Origin of the sequence: Pseudomonas sp. HMSC063H08, assembly GCF_001813645.1 — a bacterium.
In the GTDB taxonomy this organism is placed as follows: domain Bacteria; phylum Pseudomonadota; class Gammaproteobacteria; order Pseudomonadales; family Pseudomonadaceae; genus Pseudomonas; species Pseudomonas aeruginosa.
Genome location: NZ_KV813469.1, coordinates 38,276 through 53,014, shown reverse-complemented (window position 1 = coordinate 53,014; position 14,739 = coordinate 38,276). Strand labels below are relative to the sequence as shown.

The following is a 14,739-nucleotide window of genomic DNA, read 5'->3' as shown; positions in this document are numbered from 1 at the left end:
GATGGCGATGCGCTGGCGCTGGCCGCCGGAGAATTCGTGGGGGTAACGGTAGCGGGTCTGCGGATCGAGCCCGACCTCCACCAGCGCGTCGATGATCGCCTGCTCCTGTTCGGCCTCGCTGCCGATCCTATGGATGCGCAGGCCTTCGCCGACGATCTCGCCGACACACATGCGTGGGCTGAGGCTGCCATACGGGTCCTGGAACACCACCTGCATCTCGCGGCGCAGCGGGCGCACGTCATGTTGCGCGAGACCGTCCAGCCGGGTGCCTTCGAAGCGGATGCCGCCCTGGCTTTCCAGCAGCCGCAGGATTGCCAGGCCAAGGGTCGACTTGCCCGAGCCGCTTTCGCCAACGATGCCCAGCGTCTGCCCGCGGGGTAGTTCGAAATTGACCCCGTCGACCGCCTTGACGTGGTCCACGGTGCGGCGGAACACGCCTTTGCGGATCGGGAACCAGACCCGCAGGTCGTCCACCGCCAACAGGGTTTCACCGGGCGGGTTGCTTGCCGGCGCACCGCTGGGCTCGGCGTTGAGCAGCTCGCGGGTATAGGGGTGTCGCGGGGCTGCGAAGAGTTCCTGGCAGGAAGCCTGCTCGACGATCCGCCCTTGTTGCATGACGCAGACGCGGTGGGCGATGCGCCGGACCAGGTTGAGGTCGTGGGTGATCAGCAGCAGGGACATGCCCAGGCGTGCCTGCAGGTCCTTGAGCAGATCGAGGATCTTCAACTGGACGGTGACGTCGAGCGCGGTGGTCGGTTCGTCGGCGATCAGCAGTTGCGGCTCGCAGGCCAGGGCCATGGCGATCATCACCCGCTGCCGCTGGCCGCCGGAGAGTTCGTGTGGATAGGCTTTCAGGCGCTTGGCTGGCTCGGGGATGCCGACCAGCTCGAGCAGTTCGAGAATTCTCGCGCTGGCCTTGGCGCCACCCAGGCCCTTGTGCAGGGCGAGGACCTCGGCGAGCTGCTTCTCGATGGTATGCAGCGGATTGAGCGAGGTCATGGGTTCCTGGAAGACCATGGCGATGCGGTTGCCGCGGATCCCGCGCAGGCGCCGTTCCGGGAGCTTGAGCAGATCCTCGCCCTGGTAGTGGATGCTGCCTGCTGGGTGGCTGGCGACGGAGTAGGGCAGCAGGCGCAGGATCGAGTGGGCGGTCACCGACTTGCCCGAGCCGCTTTCGCCGACCAGGGCCAGGGTCTCGCCCTGGCGGATGTCGAAGCTGACGCCTTCGACCACCCGCTGGCGTTGCTCGCCGGAGAGGAATTCGACGGCGAGGTCGCGGATTTCCAGAATGTTCTCGCTCATCTCATTTCCTCGGGTCGAAAGCGTCGCGGGCGGCTTCGCCGATGAACACCAGCAGGCTCAGCATGACCGCCAGCACCACGAAGGCGGAAATGCCCAGCCAGGGTGCCTGGAGGTTGGACTTGCCCTGGGCGACCAACTCGCCCAGCGACGGCGCGCCGGGCGGCAGGCCGAAGCCGAGGAAGTCCAGGGAGGTGAGGGTGCCGATGGCGCCGGTGAGGATGAACGGCATGAAGGTCAGGGTCGAGATCATCGCGTTCGGCAGGATGTGACGGAACATGATGGCGCTGTTGCGCATGCCGAGGGCCCGGGCGGCGCGGACGTATTCCAGGTTGCGCCCGCGGAGGAACTCGGCGCGGACCACGTCCACCAGGCTCATCCAGGAAAACAGCAGCATGATGCCCAGCAGCCACCAGAAGTTCGGCTGGACGAAGCTGGCCAGGATGATCAGCAGGTAGAGCACCGGCAGCCCCGACCAGACTTCCAGGAAACGCTGGCCGAGCAGGTCGACCCAGCCGCCGTAGTAGCCTTGCAGGGCGCCGACGGTGACGCCGATCAGAGAACTGAGCACGGTCAGGGTCAGGGCGAAGAGGATCGACACGCGGAAGCCGTAGATCACCCGGGCGAGCACGTCGCGGGCCTGGTCGTCGGTGCCCAGCCAGTTTTCCGCCGACGGCGGGGCGGGGGCGGGAACCTTCAGCTCGTAGTTGATGGTGTCGTAGCTGTAGGGGATCGGCGGCCAAAGCACCCAGCCGTCCTTCTCGGCGATCAGTTGGCTGATGTAGGGGCTCTTGTAGTTGGCTTCCAGGGGGAATTCGCCGCCGAAGGTGGTTTCCGGGTAGCGTTTGAAGACCGGGAAATACCAGCCGCCGTCGTAATGCACGACCAGCGGTTTGTCGTTGGCGATCAGTTCGGCGCCGAGGCTGCCGACGAACAGGATGAGGAACAGCCAGAGCGACCACCAGCCACGCTTGTTGCTCTTGAAGCGGGCCCAGCGGCGCTGGTTGATGGGAGACAGGCGCATCGGATTACTCCCGGTTCTCGAAGTCGATGCGCGGATCGACCAGGGTGTAGACGATATCGCTGATCAGCTTCATGACCAGCCCGAACAGGGTGAAGATGAACAGCGTGCCGAAGACCACCGGGTAGTCGCGGTTCATCGCCGCTTCGAAGCTGAGCAGGCCGAGGCCGTCGAGGGAGAAGATCACCTCGATCAACAGCGAACCGGTGAAGAAGATCCCCAGCAGCGCAGCCGGCAGGCCGGCAATCACCAGCAGCATGGCGTTGCGGAATACGTGCCCGTAGAGCACGCGGCGTTCGGTCAGGCCCTTGGCGCGGGCGGTGACCACGTATTGCTTGCCGATCTCGTCGAGGAAGCTGTTCTTGGTCAGCAGCGTGATGGTGGCGAAGTTGCCGATCACCAGGGCGGTTACCGGCAAGGCCAGGTGCCAGAAATAGTCGAGCACCTTGCCGCCGAGGCTGAGCTGGTCGAAGTTGTTCGAGGTCAGGCCGCGCAGGGGGAACCAGTCCCAGTAGCTGCCGCCGGCGAACAGCACCACCAGCAGGATGGCGAAGAGGAAGGCGGGAATGGCGTAGCCGACGATGATCGCCGAACTGGTCCAGATGTCGAAGACGCTGCCGTGGCGGACCGCCTTGGCGATCCCCAGCGGGATCGACACCAGGTACATGATCAGCGTGCTCCAGAGCCCGAGCGAGATCGACACCGGCAATTTCTCGACGATCAGGTCGGTGACCTTGGCGTCGCGGAAGAAGCTCTGCCCGAAGTCCAGGTGCAGGTAGTTCTTCAGCATGATCATGAAGCGCTCGGGGGCCGACTTGTCGAAGCCGTACATGCGCTCGATCTCTTTCACCAGCTCCGGGTCCAGGCCTTGCGCGCCGCGGTATTGCGAGCCGGCCACGGCGACTTCGCCGCCGCCGCCGGAGATGCGCCCGGTGGCGCCGCCGGAAGCGGCGTCGAAGCCTTCCAGCTTGGCGATCATCTGCTCCACCGGACCGCCGGGAGCGGCCTGGATGATGATGAAGTTGATCAGCAGGATGCCGAACAGGGTAGGGACGATCAGCAGCAGGCGCCGCAGGATGTAGGAGAGCATGCGGCGTTACTCCCGTTCCGGCTCGGCGTCTTGCGCGGCTTCGGCTTGCGCCTTGCTCGGCAGCGCCTTGTCGCTGGTCTGCCACCAGGTCATCAGGCCCCAGTCGTAGAGCGGCGTCACCTTCGGCCGGCCGAAACGGTTCCAGTAGGCGACCCGCCAGGTATCGACGTAGTAGTTGGGAACCACGTAGTAGCCCCACGACAGTACGCGGTCGAGGGCGCGGGTATGGTTGATCAGGCTTTGCCGCGAGTCGGACTGGATCAGGCTTTCCACCAGGCTGTCGATGGCCGGGTCCTTGAGGCCGATGAAGTTGCGGCTGCCGGCCTTGTCGGCGCTGCTGGAATGCCAGAACTCTCGCTGTTCGTTGCCTGGCGAGTTGGATTGCGGCCAGGTCGCCGAGGTCATGTCGAAATCCCGCGAGCGCAGGCGGTTGACGAACTGCGAGACGTCGACGCGACGGATCTGCATGTCGATGCCAAGTTCGGCCAGGTTGCGCTTGAACGGCAGGATGACCCGTTCCATGTTGGCCTGGAACAGCATGAATTCGAAGCTCAGTGGTTGGCCGTCGGGACCTACCATGCGGTTGTTCTCGATCCTGTAGCCGGCCTCGGTGAGCAACTGGTAGGCCTTGCGCCGCTGCTCGCGGATCACCCCGCTGCCGTCATTGACCGGATTCTGGAAGACCTGGTCGAAGGCCTCGTCGGGAATCTTGCCGCGCAGCGGTTCGAGGATCTTCAGCTCGGCTTCGCTGGGCAACTGGTGGGCGGCCATCTCCGAGTTCTCGAAATAGCTGTTGGTGCGCTTGTAGGAGCTGAAGAACAGCTGCTTGTTCGACCATTCGAAGTCGAACAGCAGGCTGATCGCCTGGCGTACCCGGCGGTCCTGGAACACCGGGCGGCGGATATTGAAGGCGAAGCCCTGCATCCCCACCGGGTTGTGGTTGTGGATGCTGGCCTTGATGAAGCGCCCGTCGCGCAATGCCGGCGACTCGTAGCCGGTGGCCCAGTCCTTCGCCGAATATTCGAGGTTGACGTCGTACTGGCCGGCCTTGAAGGCTTCCAGGGCGACCGACATGTCGCGATAGGAGTCGATGGTGATGGTGTCGAAGTTATAGAGTCCGCGGGAGACCGGAAGGTCCTTGGCCCACCAGTCCTTGACTCGCTCGTAGCTGATGGAGCGTCCCGGATCGACCTTGGCGATGCGGTAGGGACCGCTGCCTACCGGGATTTCCATGCCGGTCTTGGAAAAGTCGCGGTCGGCCCACCAGTGTTTCGGCAGGATCGCGATCTGGCCGAGGATCAGCGGCAGTTCGCGGTTGCCGGCGTGCTTGAAGTCGAAGCGCACGCGAAGCTTGTCCTCGGCGACCACCTTGTCGACGTCCGCATAGTAGTTGCGGTACATCGGGTCGCCCTTGCTCACCAGCGTCTCGAAGGTGAACACCACGTCTTCGGCGGTGACCGGCGTGCCATCGCTGAAACGGGCCTGGGGGCGCAGGTAGAAGCGCACGTAGCTGTTGTCCGGTGCCTTCTCGATCTTCTCCGCGAGCAGGCCGTATTCGGTGAACGGCTCGTCCTGCGACTGGAAGGCCAGGGTGTCGTAGATCAGGCCCAGCGAAGGGGCCGAGACGCCCTTGCCGATGAACGGGTTGAGGCTGTCGAAGCCGCCGAAGTCGGCTTGGCGGAGGATGCCGCCTTTCGGCGCATCCGGATTCACGTAGTCGAAATGCTTGAAATCGGCGGGATACTTCGGAGGCTCATCGTAGAGCGTCAGTGCATGTTTCGGGGCGGCGAGGAGCGAGCCGCAGCAGCCGAGCAGCAGGGCTGCCAGCAGAGGGGTGAAGCGGGGACGGATCATCGGGACGTCTCCAGGTTTTTCTGCCACCACGCGCGCAGGCCCAGGGTGTAGGGCGGGGTGGCGACGAAGGCGAAGCGGTTGCGGTACGCCAGACGGTGCGAATTGAGGTACCAGTTGGGAATGCTGTAGTACTGCCAGAGCAAGGTCCGGTCCAGGGCTCGCGCGGCGGCGACCTGTTCGTCGCGGCTGTGGGCGCCTAGCAGGCGGTTGAGCATGGCGTCGACCACCGGGTTGGCGATGCCCGCGTAATTCTTGCTGCCCTTGACCTTCACCTGGCTGGAGTGGAAGTACTGCCACTGTTCCAGGCCGGGACTGAGGGTCTGCGGCAGGGTCATGAGGATCATGTCGTAGTCGAACTGGTCCAGGCGCTGCTTGTATTGGGCGCGGTCGACGGTGCGCAGGCGCGCGTCGATGCCGATGCTGGCGAGGTTTTCGCGATAGGGCTGGAGAATACGCTCCAGGCTCGGATTGACCAGCAGGATTTCGAAGCGCAGCGGTTCGCCCTTTTTATTCAGCAGTCGGTCGCCGGACAGCTTCCAGCCGGCATCGGCCAGTAGACCGAGCGCATGCCTGAGGGTTTCACGGGGAATGCCGCGCCCCTCGGTGGTCGGCAGGCTGAACGGCTGTTTGAACAACTGCGCCGGCAATTGCTTGCGGTACGGCGACAGGTACAGCCATTCCTGGCCCTCCGGGACGCCGCTGGCGGCGAATTCGCTGTTCGGGTAGTAGCTGCGCGAGCGCAGGTAGGAATTGCTGAAGAGGGCGCGATTGGTCCATTCGAAGTCGAACATCTCGCCCAGCGCCTGGCGTAGCGCGCGCTCCTTGAACGCGGCGCGACGGGTGTTCATGAACAACGCCTGGGTCTGGCTGGGGATCTGGTGCGGGATTTCCGTGCGGATCACATCGCCGCGCAGAACCGCGGGGAAGCGATAGTTGTTCAGCCAGTTCTTCGCCTGGTGCTCGATGTAGAAGTCGAACTCGCCGGCCTTGAAGGCTTCGAAGGCGACGCCGTTGTCCCGGTAGAAGTCCACCACGACCCGGTCGAAATTGTATTTGCCGCGGTTCACCGGCAGTTTTTCGCCCCACCAGCCCTTCACGCGTTCGAACACCAGGCGGCGCCCGGGATCGACCTCGACGATGCGATAGGGACCGCTGCCCAGCGGCGCGGTGAAGGTGGTGGCGCGGAAGTCGCGATCCTTCCAGTAATGCTGCGGCAGCACCGGAAGCTCGCCCAGGCGCAGGATCAGCAGCGGGTTGCCGGAGCGCCGCAGGACGAAACGCACCCGGTGGGGGGTGAGGATATCGACCCGCTTCACCTCCTGCAGGTAGGTGCGGTACATCGGGTGCCCCTGCTTGACCAGGGTGCGATAGGAAAAGGCCACGTCGCTGGCGGTGACCGGCCTGCCGTCGTGGAAGCGTGCTTCCGGCCGCAGGTTGAATACCACCCAGCTGCGGTTTTCCGCGTATTCCACGCTCTTCGCGATCAGGCCATAGCTGGAGGCTGGTTCGTCGCCGGACGGGTCGTACAGGCCGGTGCCCACCATCAATGGTTCGTTCAGCTCATTGACGCCGTACTGGAGGAAATCGCCGGTGCCGATCGGGCTGGTGCCTTTCAGGGTGTAGGGGTTGAGCGTGTCGAAGCTGCCCGAGGCCATCAGGCGCAAGGTGCCGCCTTTGGGGGCGTCGGGATTGGTCCAGTCGAAGTGCTGGAAATTGGCCGGATACTTGAGCGTGCCGAATTGGGCATAACCATGGCTCTGGGTAATCGCGGCGAAGCTGGGCAGGCTCACGGCCAGGCCGAGGATCAGGAAGGAGAGGCGACGCATCAGGCGTGTGTCCGGGTCCTTGGCTATTTTTGACAACGAATCGTCAGGCAACAGTAACACCTTGCCCGCACAGGAAAAAAGAGGGAGCGCGGGCCTGGCCGGCCTAGGGTCCGGGGTTCTGGCAGCGCTTGCGAAAACGCCACGCCGGCAGGAGCGGGCGTGGCGTTTCGGGACGGCCTGCAATGGGCTGTCAGCGGCTCGCGGTGTCCAGGTACAGGGTCAGGGTCTGGCCGGGCTTGAGCGCCTGCTTGCTGCGCGGGTTCCAGCGCTGCAGGTGCTTCATCTCGACATTGAAGCGCTTGGCGATCAGGTACATCGAGTCGCCTTGCTTGACCTTGTAGTAGGTGGCGCTGTCGCGCTTGCCGGCGGCGTTTCCCTTGCGGGCCGCCAGGGCCTGGGTGCCGCCTTGCAGCTTGAGGGTCTGGCCGACCTTCAGGGCGTGCTTGTCCAGGCCGTTCCAGCGCTTCAGGTCGTTGACGTCGACGCCATTGTTGCGGGCGATCTGCCACAGGCTGTCGCCGTTCTTGACCTTATAGGAGCGGGTCCTGGCCGGGGTGGAAGCCTGTCGGGCGAGTTGCTGGTAGACCGGCTTGACGGCGCCGCCGGCGATCTGCCCGGGGATGCTCAGTTGCTGGCCCTTGCGCAGGTGGTTGCTGGACAGGCGGTTGGCGCTCTTGAGCTCCGCTACGGTGATCCGATAGCGGTTGGCGATGCTGTGCAGGCTGTCGCCGCTACGCACCCGGTATTGCTGCCAGGCGGTGACTTCCTTCGGCTTGAGGGTGTCCAGCGAGGCGGTCAGGAACGCCGCTTTCTCCATCGGCACCAACAGTTGCTGGGGGCCGTCCATGGTCACGCGGCGCTTGTAGGCCGGGTTCAGCTGGTACAGCTCGTCCTCGTCCAGGTTCGCCAGCGCGGCGACGCTGGACAGGTCGATCCCGCGCTTGACCCGGACGGCCTGGAAGTAGGGCTCGTTGTTGATCGGGTTCAGGCTGATGCCGTAGGAATCCGGCGCCATGACGATCTGCGAGAGGGCGAGCAGCTTGGGTACGTAGTCCTGGGTTTCCTGCGGCAGCGGCAGGTTCCAGTAGTCGGTCGGCAGGCCCAGTTTCTCGTTGCGTTCGATGGCGCGGCTGACAGTGCCTTCGCCGGCGTTGTAGGCCGCCAGGGCGAGCATCCAGTCGCCGTTGAACATGTCGTGCAGGCGCTCGAGATAGGTCAGGGCGGCATTGGTCGAGGCGGTGATGTCGCGGCGACCGTCGTAGAAATTGGTCTGGCGCAGGTTGAAATGCTGGCCGGTGGCGGGAATGAACTGCCAGAGGCCGGCGGCGTTGCTGCGCGACAGGGCGAAGGGGTTGTAGGCGCTTTCGATGACCGGCAGCAGCGCCAGTTCGAGCGGCATGTTGCGTTCTTCCAGGCGCTCGACCACGTAGTGCATGTAGAGGCTGCCGCGCGCGCTCGATTGTTCGAGGAACGACTGGTTGCTGAGGAACCAGAGGCGCTGGCGTTCGATGCGCGGGTTGGTGCTGATCGCATCCTGGAGCTGGAAACCGTCGCGCATGCGGTCCCAGATGTCGTTGTAGGCGGCGTTCTGGCCGGGCTGGGCATGCAGCCAGGAGGGATTGAACTGGACGTCGACGGCTCGGGCGCCGGGACGTGCTGCTTTGGCCTGGGCCTCCCCCTTGATCTGGCCGCTGCCCTGGCAGCCGGCGAGCGCACCGGCGATGAGCAGGATGGACACCCGAACGGCGCGAGCCAGGGCGTCTAGATCGGGGGTTTTACGTGTCTGTGGCGGCATCGGCTGAGTGCTGTTCCGGGCAAAAATTCAGCCGATTCTAGAAATGACCTCAAGAGTGGTCAAGATTTCGCCAACCTTCAGAACTGGTCCTTCCAGGCCCTCAGGACGGCGAAAACCTCCTCCGGGGTGCGGTTTTGCTGGCCGCTCCGCTGGTCGGCTTTTTTCTTAACAGAATTTTCCGAAACGCGAAGAAATGGATTGGTCGACAATTCCAGCGAGATTTCCGACGGCAGGGTGATGCGATCCCGTTCGCGCAACCGGGTCGCTTCCTCGAAGCGTTCCCGCAGCGCCGCGTTGTCGGGCTCCACCGCCAGCGCGAAGCGCAGGTTGCTCAGCGTGTACTCGTGGGTGCAGTAGACCCGGGTGTTGGCCGGCAGCGCGGCCAGTCGCGCCAGGGAATGGTGCATCTGCGCCGGGGTGCCTTCGAAGAGACGGCCGCAGCCGGCGGCGAACAGGGTGTCGCCGCAGAACAGCAGCGGCGTCTCCGCCGGGTGGTAGTAGGCGATATGGCCGAGGGTATGGCCGGGCACGTGGAAGATCTCGAAGACCAGGCCGAGCACCTCGACCCGTTCGCCGTCTTCCAGCGCCAGGTCGCGGGCCGGGATCTTCTCGTTGGCCGGGCCGAGAACCCGCGCGCCGGTCAGTTCCTTCAGGGCCGCGACGCCGCCGACGTGGTCGTGATGGTGGTGGGTCACCAGGATATCGCTCAACCGCCAGTCGGGATGGGCGGCCAGCCAGGCTTCCACCGGCTTGGCATCGCCGGGGTCGACCACCGCGCAGCGACGGCTTGTCGCATCTTGCAACAGCCAGATGTAGTTGTCGTTGAAGGCGGGCAGGGCGTCGATCTGTATCATGGGTCGATGTCGCTAAGCAGAAGTCATTGGCGCATAGTATTGCTTATTTTCCCGTCGTGCCGGCGTCCGTCGCCGCGAAGGGGAAGACGCTGGAGGTACGCATGAACGAACCGCAAGCCTTCGCCCAGACCGATGCCGAGTGGCTGGCATCGATCAACCGGGCGCGCGACTGGTTCCAGGGCCCGCTGGGCAGCCTGATGCTGGCCGAGGAGCGACGCCTGTTGTGCGACGAGCTGACCCGTTACTTCGGTGGCTACCTGGTGCACTACGGGCCGCATGCCGAACTGCCGCCGAGCACCGGGCAGATTCAGCGCGGCGTGCGCCTGGGGCCGCCGCTGCCGGGCGTGGACATCGCCTGCGAAGAGGGCGCCTGGCCGCTCAGCGAACATGCCGCGGACGTGGTCCTGCTGCAACACGGCCTGGATTTCTGCCTGTCGCCTCACCGTCTCCTGCGCGAAGCCGCGCGTACCGTTCGTCCGGGCGGCCACCTGCTGCTGATCGGAATCAACCCATGGAGCCTGTGGGGCATCCGTCATTATTTCGCCGGGGATGCCTTGCGCCAGGCCCGTTGCATTCCTCCGTCGCGGGCCTGCGACTGGCTCAACCTGCTGGGCTTCGCGCTGGAGAAACGGCGCTTCGGGTGCTATCGTCCGCCGCTTGCGTCGGCAGCCTGGCAATCGCGCCTGGCTCGCCTGGAGCGCTGGGGCGACGCCTGGCAGTCTTCGGGCGCCGGCTTCTATCTATTGGTGGCACGCAAGCTGGTCGTGGGGTTGCGCCCGTTGCGCCAGAGCAAGCGCGAACCGCGCGGTCAGCTGGTGCCCATGCCGGTGGCGAAAGTCAGCCGGCGAGATTCCGAAATTTAGGCATGACAGATAAAGAACAGGTAGTGATCTATACCGACGGCGCCTGCAAGGGCAACCCTGGGCGCGGCGGCTGGGGGGCGTTGCTCCTCTACAAGGGCGCCGAGCGAGAGCTTTGGGGCGGCGAGCCGGACACCACCAACAACCGCATGGAGCTGATGGCGGCGATCCAGGCGCTGGCGGCACTCAAGCGTTCCTGTCCGATCCGTCTGATCACCGACTCGGAATACGTGATGCGCGGCATCACCGAATGGTTGCCGAACTGGAAGAAGCGCGGCTGGAAGACCGCCAGCAAGCAGCCTGTCAAGAATGCCGACCTCTGGCAGGCCCTGGATGAACAGGTCGCCCGGCACCAGGTGGAGTGGCAGTGGGTCCGCGGGCATACCGGCGACCCCGGCAACGAGCGGGCCGACCAGTTGGCCAACCGTGGCGTCGCCGAATTGCCGCGCTGAGCGGCCACACCGAAACAAGCGTTCAGCAGCCACGGCTGCAGCGAAACAGAGAAAGGCTCTATAGATGCGTAGCGTCGTACTGGATACCGAAACCACCGGCATGCCGGTGACCGATGGTCACCGGATCATCGAGATCGGCTGTGTCGAGCTGGAGGGGCGCCGCCTGACCGGTCGCCACTTCCACGTCTACCTGCAACCCGATCGCGAGGTCGACGAAGGGGCGATCGCCGTCCACGGCATCACCAACGAATACCTGAAGGACAAGCCGCGCTTCCGCGAGGTCGCCAACGATTTCTTCGAATTCATCCGCGGCGCCCAGCTGATCATCCACAACGCGGCGTTCGATATCGGCTTCATCAACAACGAGTTCGCCCTGCTGGGCCAGCAGGACCGCTCGGACGTGACCGAGTACTGCTCGGTGCTGGATACCCTGCTGATGGCCCGCGAGCGCCATCCGGGCCAGCGCAACAACCTCGATGCGTTGTGCAAGCGCTACGGCGTGGACAACTCCGGCCGCGACCTGCACGGCGCGTTGCTCGACGCCGAGATCCTCGCCGACGTCTACCTGGCGATGACCGGCGGCCAGACCAGCCTGTCGCTGGCCGGCAGCGGCGCGGAAGGCGACGGCAGCGGCCGGCCGATGGTCAGCCCGATCCGTCGGCTCGATCCGGCGCGGGTCGCCACCCCGGTGCTGCGCGCCAACGCCGAAGAGCTGGCTGCGCATGCGGCGCGGCTGGCGGTGATCGAGAAGTCGGCAGGTGGTCCGTCGCTCTGGGCGCAACTGGAAGCGCCGGTCGGCGAATAGCCTGCCCATGCACCACGGGCGCCGCGTTCAGCGCGTCGCCCGCTCCACCAGCAAGGTGTCGCAGAACTGCTCGAAACGGCGGATCCTGCCGTCCTCCACCGTCCATACGTGTGCCACGCGCGCTTCGAACGACTTGCCGCTGCGACGGTGGGTCGCTGCATATCGACCGACAGCGACCACGCTGTCGCCGCCGTCGATCAGGCGCTCGATCTCGACCCTGAAGCCCTCCCAGTCCCGCTGCAAGGCCTGGAACACACCGGCGCCGATGGCGGCCGCGCCGACATAGGTGCCGGCCAGCGGGAAACCGGCCATTTCCGTCCATTCGGTGCGTTCGTCCATGTCCGCCAGCATTCCGGCGAGGTCCCCACGGCTCGAGGCCGCATAGTGATCGCTGACGATCCGATAAGCGCTGCGCATCGTTGTCGCTCCGTAGCAGGGCAGAGAGGTCCATGCTCCTCGCTGGCGGGAGCGGAGGCAAGCGCGGCGCGCCGACTTGTGTTGCCGCGACCTTTTCTTACAAGGGCAAGCCGCCGGGGGTTACGCGCGTGCCGGCAAGTCTCTACCCTGAGCCGACCGGCGGGGTTCGCCCGCCTGCTGCTCGGGATCAACAATGTATAAAGACCTCAAATTTCCCGTCCTCATCGTCCATCGCGACATCAAGGCCGACACCGTTGCCGGCGAACGCGTGCGGGGCATCGCCCACGAACTGGAGCAGGACGGCTTCAGCATTCTCTCCACCGCCAGCTCCGCCGAGGGGCGCATCGTCGCTTCCACCCACCACGGCCTGGCCTGCATCCTGGTCGCCGCCGAAGGTGCCGGGGAAAACCAGCGCCTGCTGCAGGATGTGGTCGAACTGATCCGCGTGGCCCGCGTGCGGGCGCCGCAATTGCCGATCTTCGCCCTCGGCGAGCAGGTGACCATCGAGAACGCGCCGGCCGAGTCCATGGCCGACCTGCACCAGTTGCGCGGCATCCTCTACCTGTTCGAAGACACCGTGCCGTTCCTCGCCCGCCAGGTCGCCCGGGCGGCGCGCAACTACCTGGCCGGGCTGCTGCCGCCATTCTTCCGTGCGCTGGTCGAGCACACCGCGCAGTCCAACTATTCCTGGCATACGCCGGGCCACGGCGGCGGTGTCGCCTATCGCAAGAGTCCGGTGGGACAGGCGTTCCACCAGTTCTTCGGGGAGAACACGCTGCGTTCCGACCTGTCGGTCTCGGTCCCCGAGCTGGGCTCGCTGCTCGACCATACCGGCCCCCTGGCCGAGGCCGAGGACCGTGCCGCGCGCAATTTCGGCGCCGACCATACCTTCTTCGTGATCAATGGCACTTCCACCGCGAACAAGATCGTCTGGCACTCCATGGTCGGTCGCGAAGACCTGGTGCTGGTGGACCGCAACTGCCACAAGTCGATCCTCCACTCGATCATCATGACCGGGGCGATACCGCTCTACCTGACTCCGGAACGCAACGAACTGGGGATCATCGGGCCGATCCCGCTGAGCGAATTCAGCAAGGAGTCGATCGCCGCGAAGATCGCCGCCAGCCCGCTGGCGCGCGGCCGCGAGCCGAAGGTGAAGCTGGCGGTGGTGACCAACTCCACCTACGACGGCCTGTGCTACAACGCCGAGCTGATCAAGCAGACCCTCGGCGACAGCGTCGAGGTGTTGCACTTCGACGAGGCTTGGTACGCCTATGCCGCGTTCCACGAGTTCTACGACGGACGCTATGGCATGGGCACCTCGCGCAGCGAGGAGGGCCCCCTGGTGTTCGCCACCCACTCCACGCACAAGATGCTCGCCGCCTTCAGCCAGGCCTCGATGATCCACGTGCAGGATGGCGGGACCCGGAAGCTGGACGTGGCGCGCTTCAACGAAGCCTTCATGATGCACATCTCGACCTCGCCGCAGTACGGCATCATCGCTTCGCTGGACGTGGCTTCGGCGATGATGGAAGGGCCCGCCGGGCGTTCGCTGATCCAGGAGACCTTCGACGAGGCCCTCAGCTTCCGCCGGGCCCTGGCCAACGTACGGCAGAACCTGGACCGGAACGACTGGTGGTTCGGCGTCTGGCAGCCGGAGCAGGTGGAGGGCACCGACCAGGTCGGCACCCATGACTGGGTGCTGGAGCCGAGCGCCGACTGGCACGGCTTCGGCGATATCGCCGAAGACTACGTGCTGCTCGACCCGATCAAGGTCACCCTGACCACCCCGGGCCTGAGCGCCGGCGGCAAGCTCAGCGAGCAGGGGATTCCGGCCGCCATCGTCAGCCGCTTCCTCTGGGAGCGCGGGCTGGTGGTGGAGAAAACCGGTCTCTACTCCTTCCTGGTGCTGTTCTCGATGGGCATCACCAAGGGCAAGTGGAGCACCCTGGTCACCGAACTGCTCGAATTCAAGCGCTGTTACGACGCCAACCTGCCGCTGCTCGACGTCTTGCCCTCCGTGGCCCAGGCCGGCGGCAAGCGCTACAACGGCGTGGGCCTGCGCGACCTCAGCGACGCCATGCACGCCAGCTACCGCGACAACGCCACGGCGAAGGCCATGAAGCGCATGTACACGGTGCTGCCGGAGGTCGCGATGCGGCCGTCCGAGGCCTACGACAAGCTGGTGCGCGGCGAGGTCGAGGCGGTACCGATCGCTCGGTTGGAAGGGCGCATCGCTGCCGTCATGCTGGTACCCTATCCGCCGGGTATCCCGCTGATCATGCCGGGTGAGCGCTTCACCGAGGCGACCCGCTCGATCCTCGACTATCTCGAGTTCGCGCGGACCTTCGAGCGCGCCTTCCCTGGTTTCGACTCCGATGTGCACGGCCTGCAGCATCAGGACGGACCGTCCGGGCGCTGCTATACCGTTGAATGCATAAAAGAATGAGGCCGACAGGCTAAGGG

The 14,739-nt window shown here is 65.2% G+C and carries 12 protein-coding genes; 4 read left to right on the top strand and 8 right to left on the bottom strand.

Annotated elements, in window-relative coordinates; all coding sequences use genetic code 11:
* From HMPREF2924_RS18155 to gloB, 7 genes are all read right to left on the bottom strand, one after another.
* The coding region (locus tag HMPREF2924_RS18155; protein WP_070700595.1) for an ABC transporter ATP-binding protein at nt 1-1,302 on the bottom strand (1,302 nt) is incomplete at its 3' end.
* Between the two features lies 1 nt (nt 1,303).
* Nucleotides 1,304-2,323, bottom strand: a complete 1,020-nt coding sequence (locus tag HMPREF2924_RS18150; protein ID WP_003087942.1) for an ABC transporter permease — start codon at nt 2,321-2,323, stop codon at nt 1,304-1,306.
* A 4-nt stretch (nt 2,324-2,327) separates the two neighbouring features.
* Nucleotides 2,328-3,410 carry a microcin C ABC transporter permease YejB gene (locus HMPREF2924_RS18145; protein ID WP_003087943.1) on the bottom strand — a complete coding sequence of 361 codons (1,083 nt, stop codon included), beginning with the start codon at nt 3,408-3,410 and terminating at the stop codon, nt 2,328-2,330.
* 6 nt (nt 3,411-3,416) lie between these two features.
* Nucleotides 3,417-5,264, bottom strand: a complete 1,848-nt coding sequence (locus HMPREF2924_RS18140; protein WP_003132815.1) for an extracellular solute-binding protein — start codon at nt 5,262-5,264, stop codon at nt 3,417-3,419.
* Nucleotides 5,261-7,090, bottom strand: coding sequence for an extracellular solute-binding protein (locus HMPREF2924_RS18135; RefSeq protein WP_003132814.1), 1,830 nt, complete (start codon nt 7,088-7,090; stop codon nt 5,261-5,263). Before HMPREF2924_RS18135 ends, HMPREF2924_RS18140 begins: the two co-directional genes overlap by 4 nt.
* Before the next feature lie 190 nt (nt 7,091-7,280).
* Nucleotides 7,281-8,885: a lytic transglycosylase domain-containing protein gene (locus HMPREF2924_RS18130; protein ID WP_003132812.1), complete on the bottom strand. Its 1,605-nt coding sequence runs from the start codon at nt 8,883-8,885 to the stop codon at nt 7,281-7,283.
* Between the two features lie 77 nt (nt 8,886-8,962).
* A complete protein-coding gene (gloB, locus tag HMPREF2924_RS18125; protein ID WP_003087949.1) occupies nt 8,963-9,739 on the bottom strand; it encodes a hydroxyacylglutathione hydrolase in 777 nt (258 codons plus the stop codon).
* A gap of 101 nt (nt 9,740-9,840) precedes the next feature.
* On the opposite strand from gloB, the gene HMPREF2924_RS18120 reads away from it, so the two are divergent.
* The 3 genes from HMPREF2924_RS18120 to dnaQ all read left to right on the top strand — a co-directional run bounded on the left by HMPREF2924_RS18120 (nt 9,841) and on the right by dnaQ (nt 11,856).
* Nucleotides 9,841-10,602 carry a methyltransferase domain-containing protein gene (locus HMPREF2924_RS18120; RefSeq protein WP_003087952.1) on the top strand — a complete coding sequence of 254 codons (762 nt, stop codon included), beginning with the start codon at nt 9,841-9,843 and terminating at the stop codon, nt 10,600-10,602.
* Nucleotides 10,603-10,604: 2 nt separating this feature from the next.
* Nucleotides 10,605-11,051 carry a ribonuclease HI gene (rnhA, locus tag HMPREF2924_RS18115; RefSeq protein ID WP_003087954.1) on the top strand — a complete coding sequence of 149 codons (447 nt, stop codon included), beginning with the start codon at nt 10,605-10,607 and terminating at the stop codon, nt 11,049-11,051.
* A 64-nt stretch (nt 11,052-11,115) separates the two neighbouring features.
* The gene (dnaQ, locus tag HMPREF2924_RS18110; RefSeq protein WP_003087958.1) at nt 11,116-11,856 is read left to right on the top strand and encodes a DNA polymerase III subunit epsilon; all 741 of its coding nucleotides are present in this window, start codon (nt 11,116-11,118) and stop codon (nt 11,854-11,856) included.
* Nucleotides 11,857-11,883: 27 nt separating this feature from the next.
* Here the strand turns inward: dnaQ and HMPREF2924_RS18105 are convergent, their stop codons facing one another.
* On the bottom strand, nt 11,884-12,273 hold the full coding sequence (locus HMPREF2924_RS18105) for a nuclear transport factor 2 family protein (protein WP_003132809.1): 390 nt from the start codon (nt 12,271-12,273) through the stop codon (nt 11,884-11,886).
* A 193-nt stretch (nt 12,274-12,466) separates the two neighbouring features.
* On the opposite strand from HMPREF2924_RS18105, the gene ldcA reads away from it, so the two are divergent.
* On the top strand, nt 12,467-14,722 hold the full coding sequence (gene ldcA, locus HMPREF2924_RS18100) for a lysine-specific pyridoxal 5'-phosphate-dependent carboxylase LdcA (RefSeq protein WP_003087961.1): 2,256 nt from the start codon (nt 12,467-12,469) through the stop codon (nt 14,720-14,722).
* Nucleotides 14,723-14,739 lie beyond the last annotated feature (17 nt).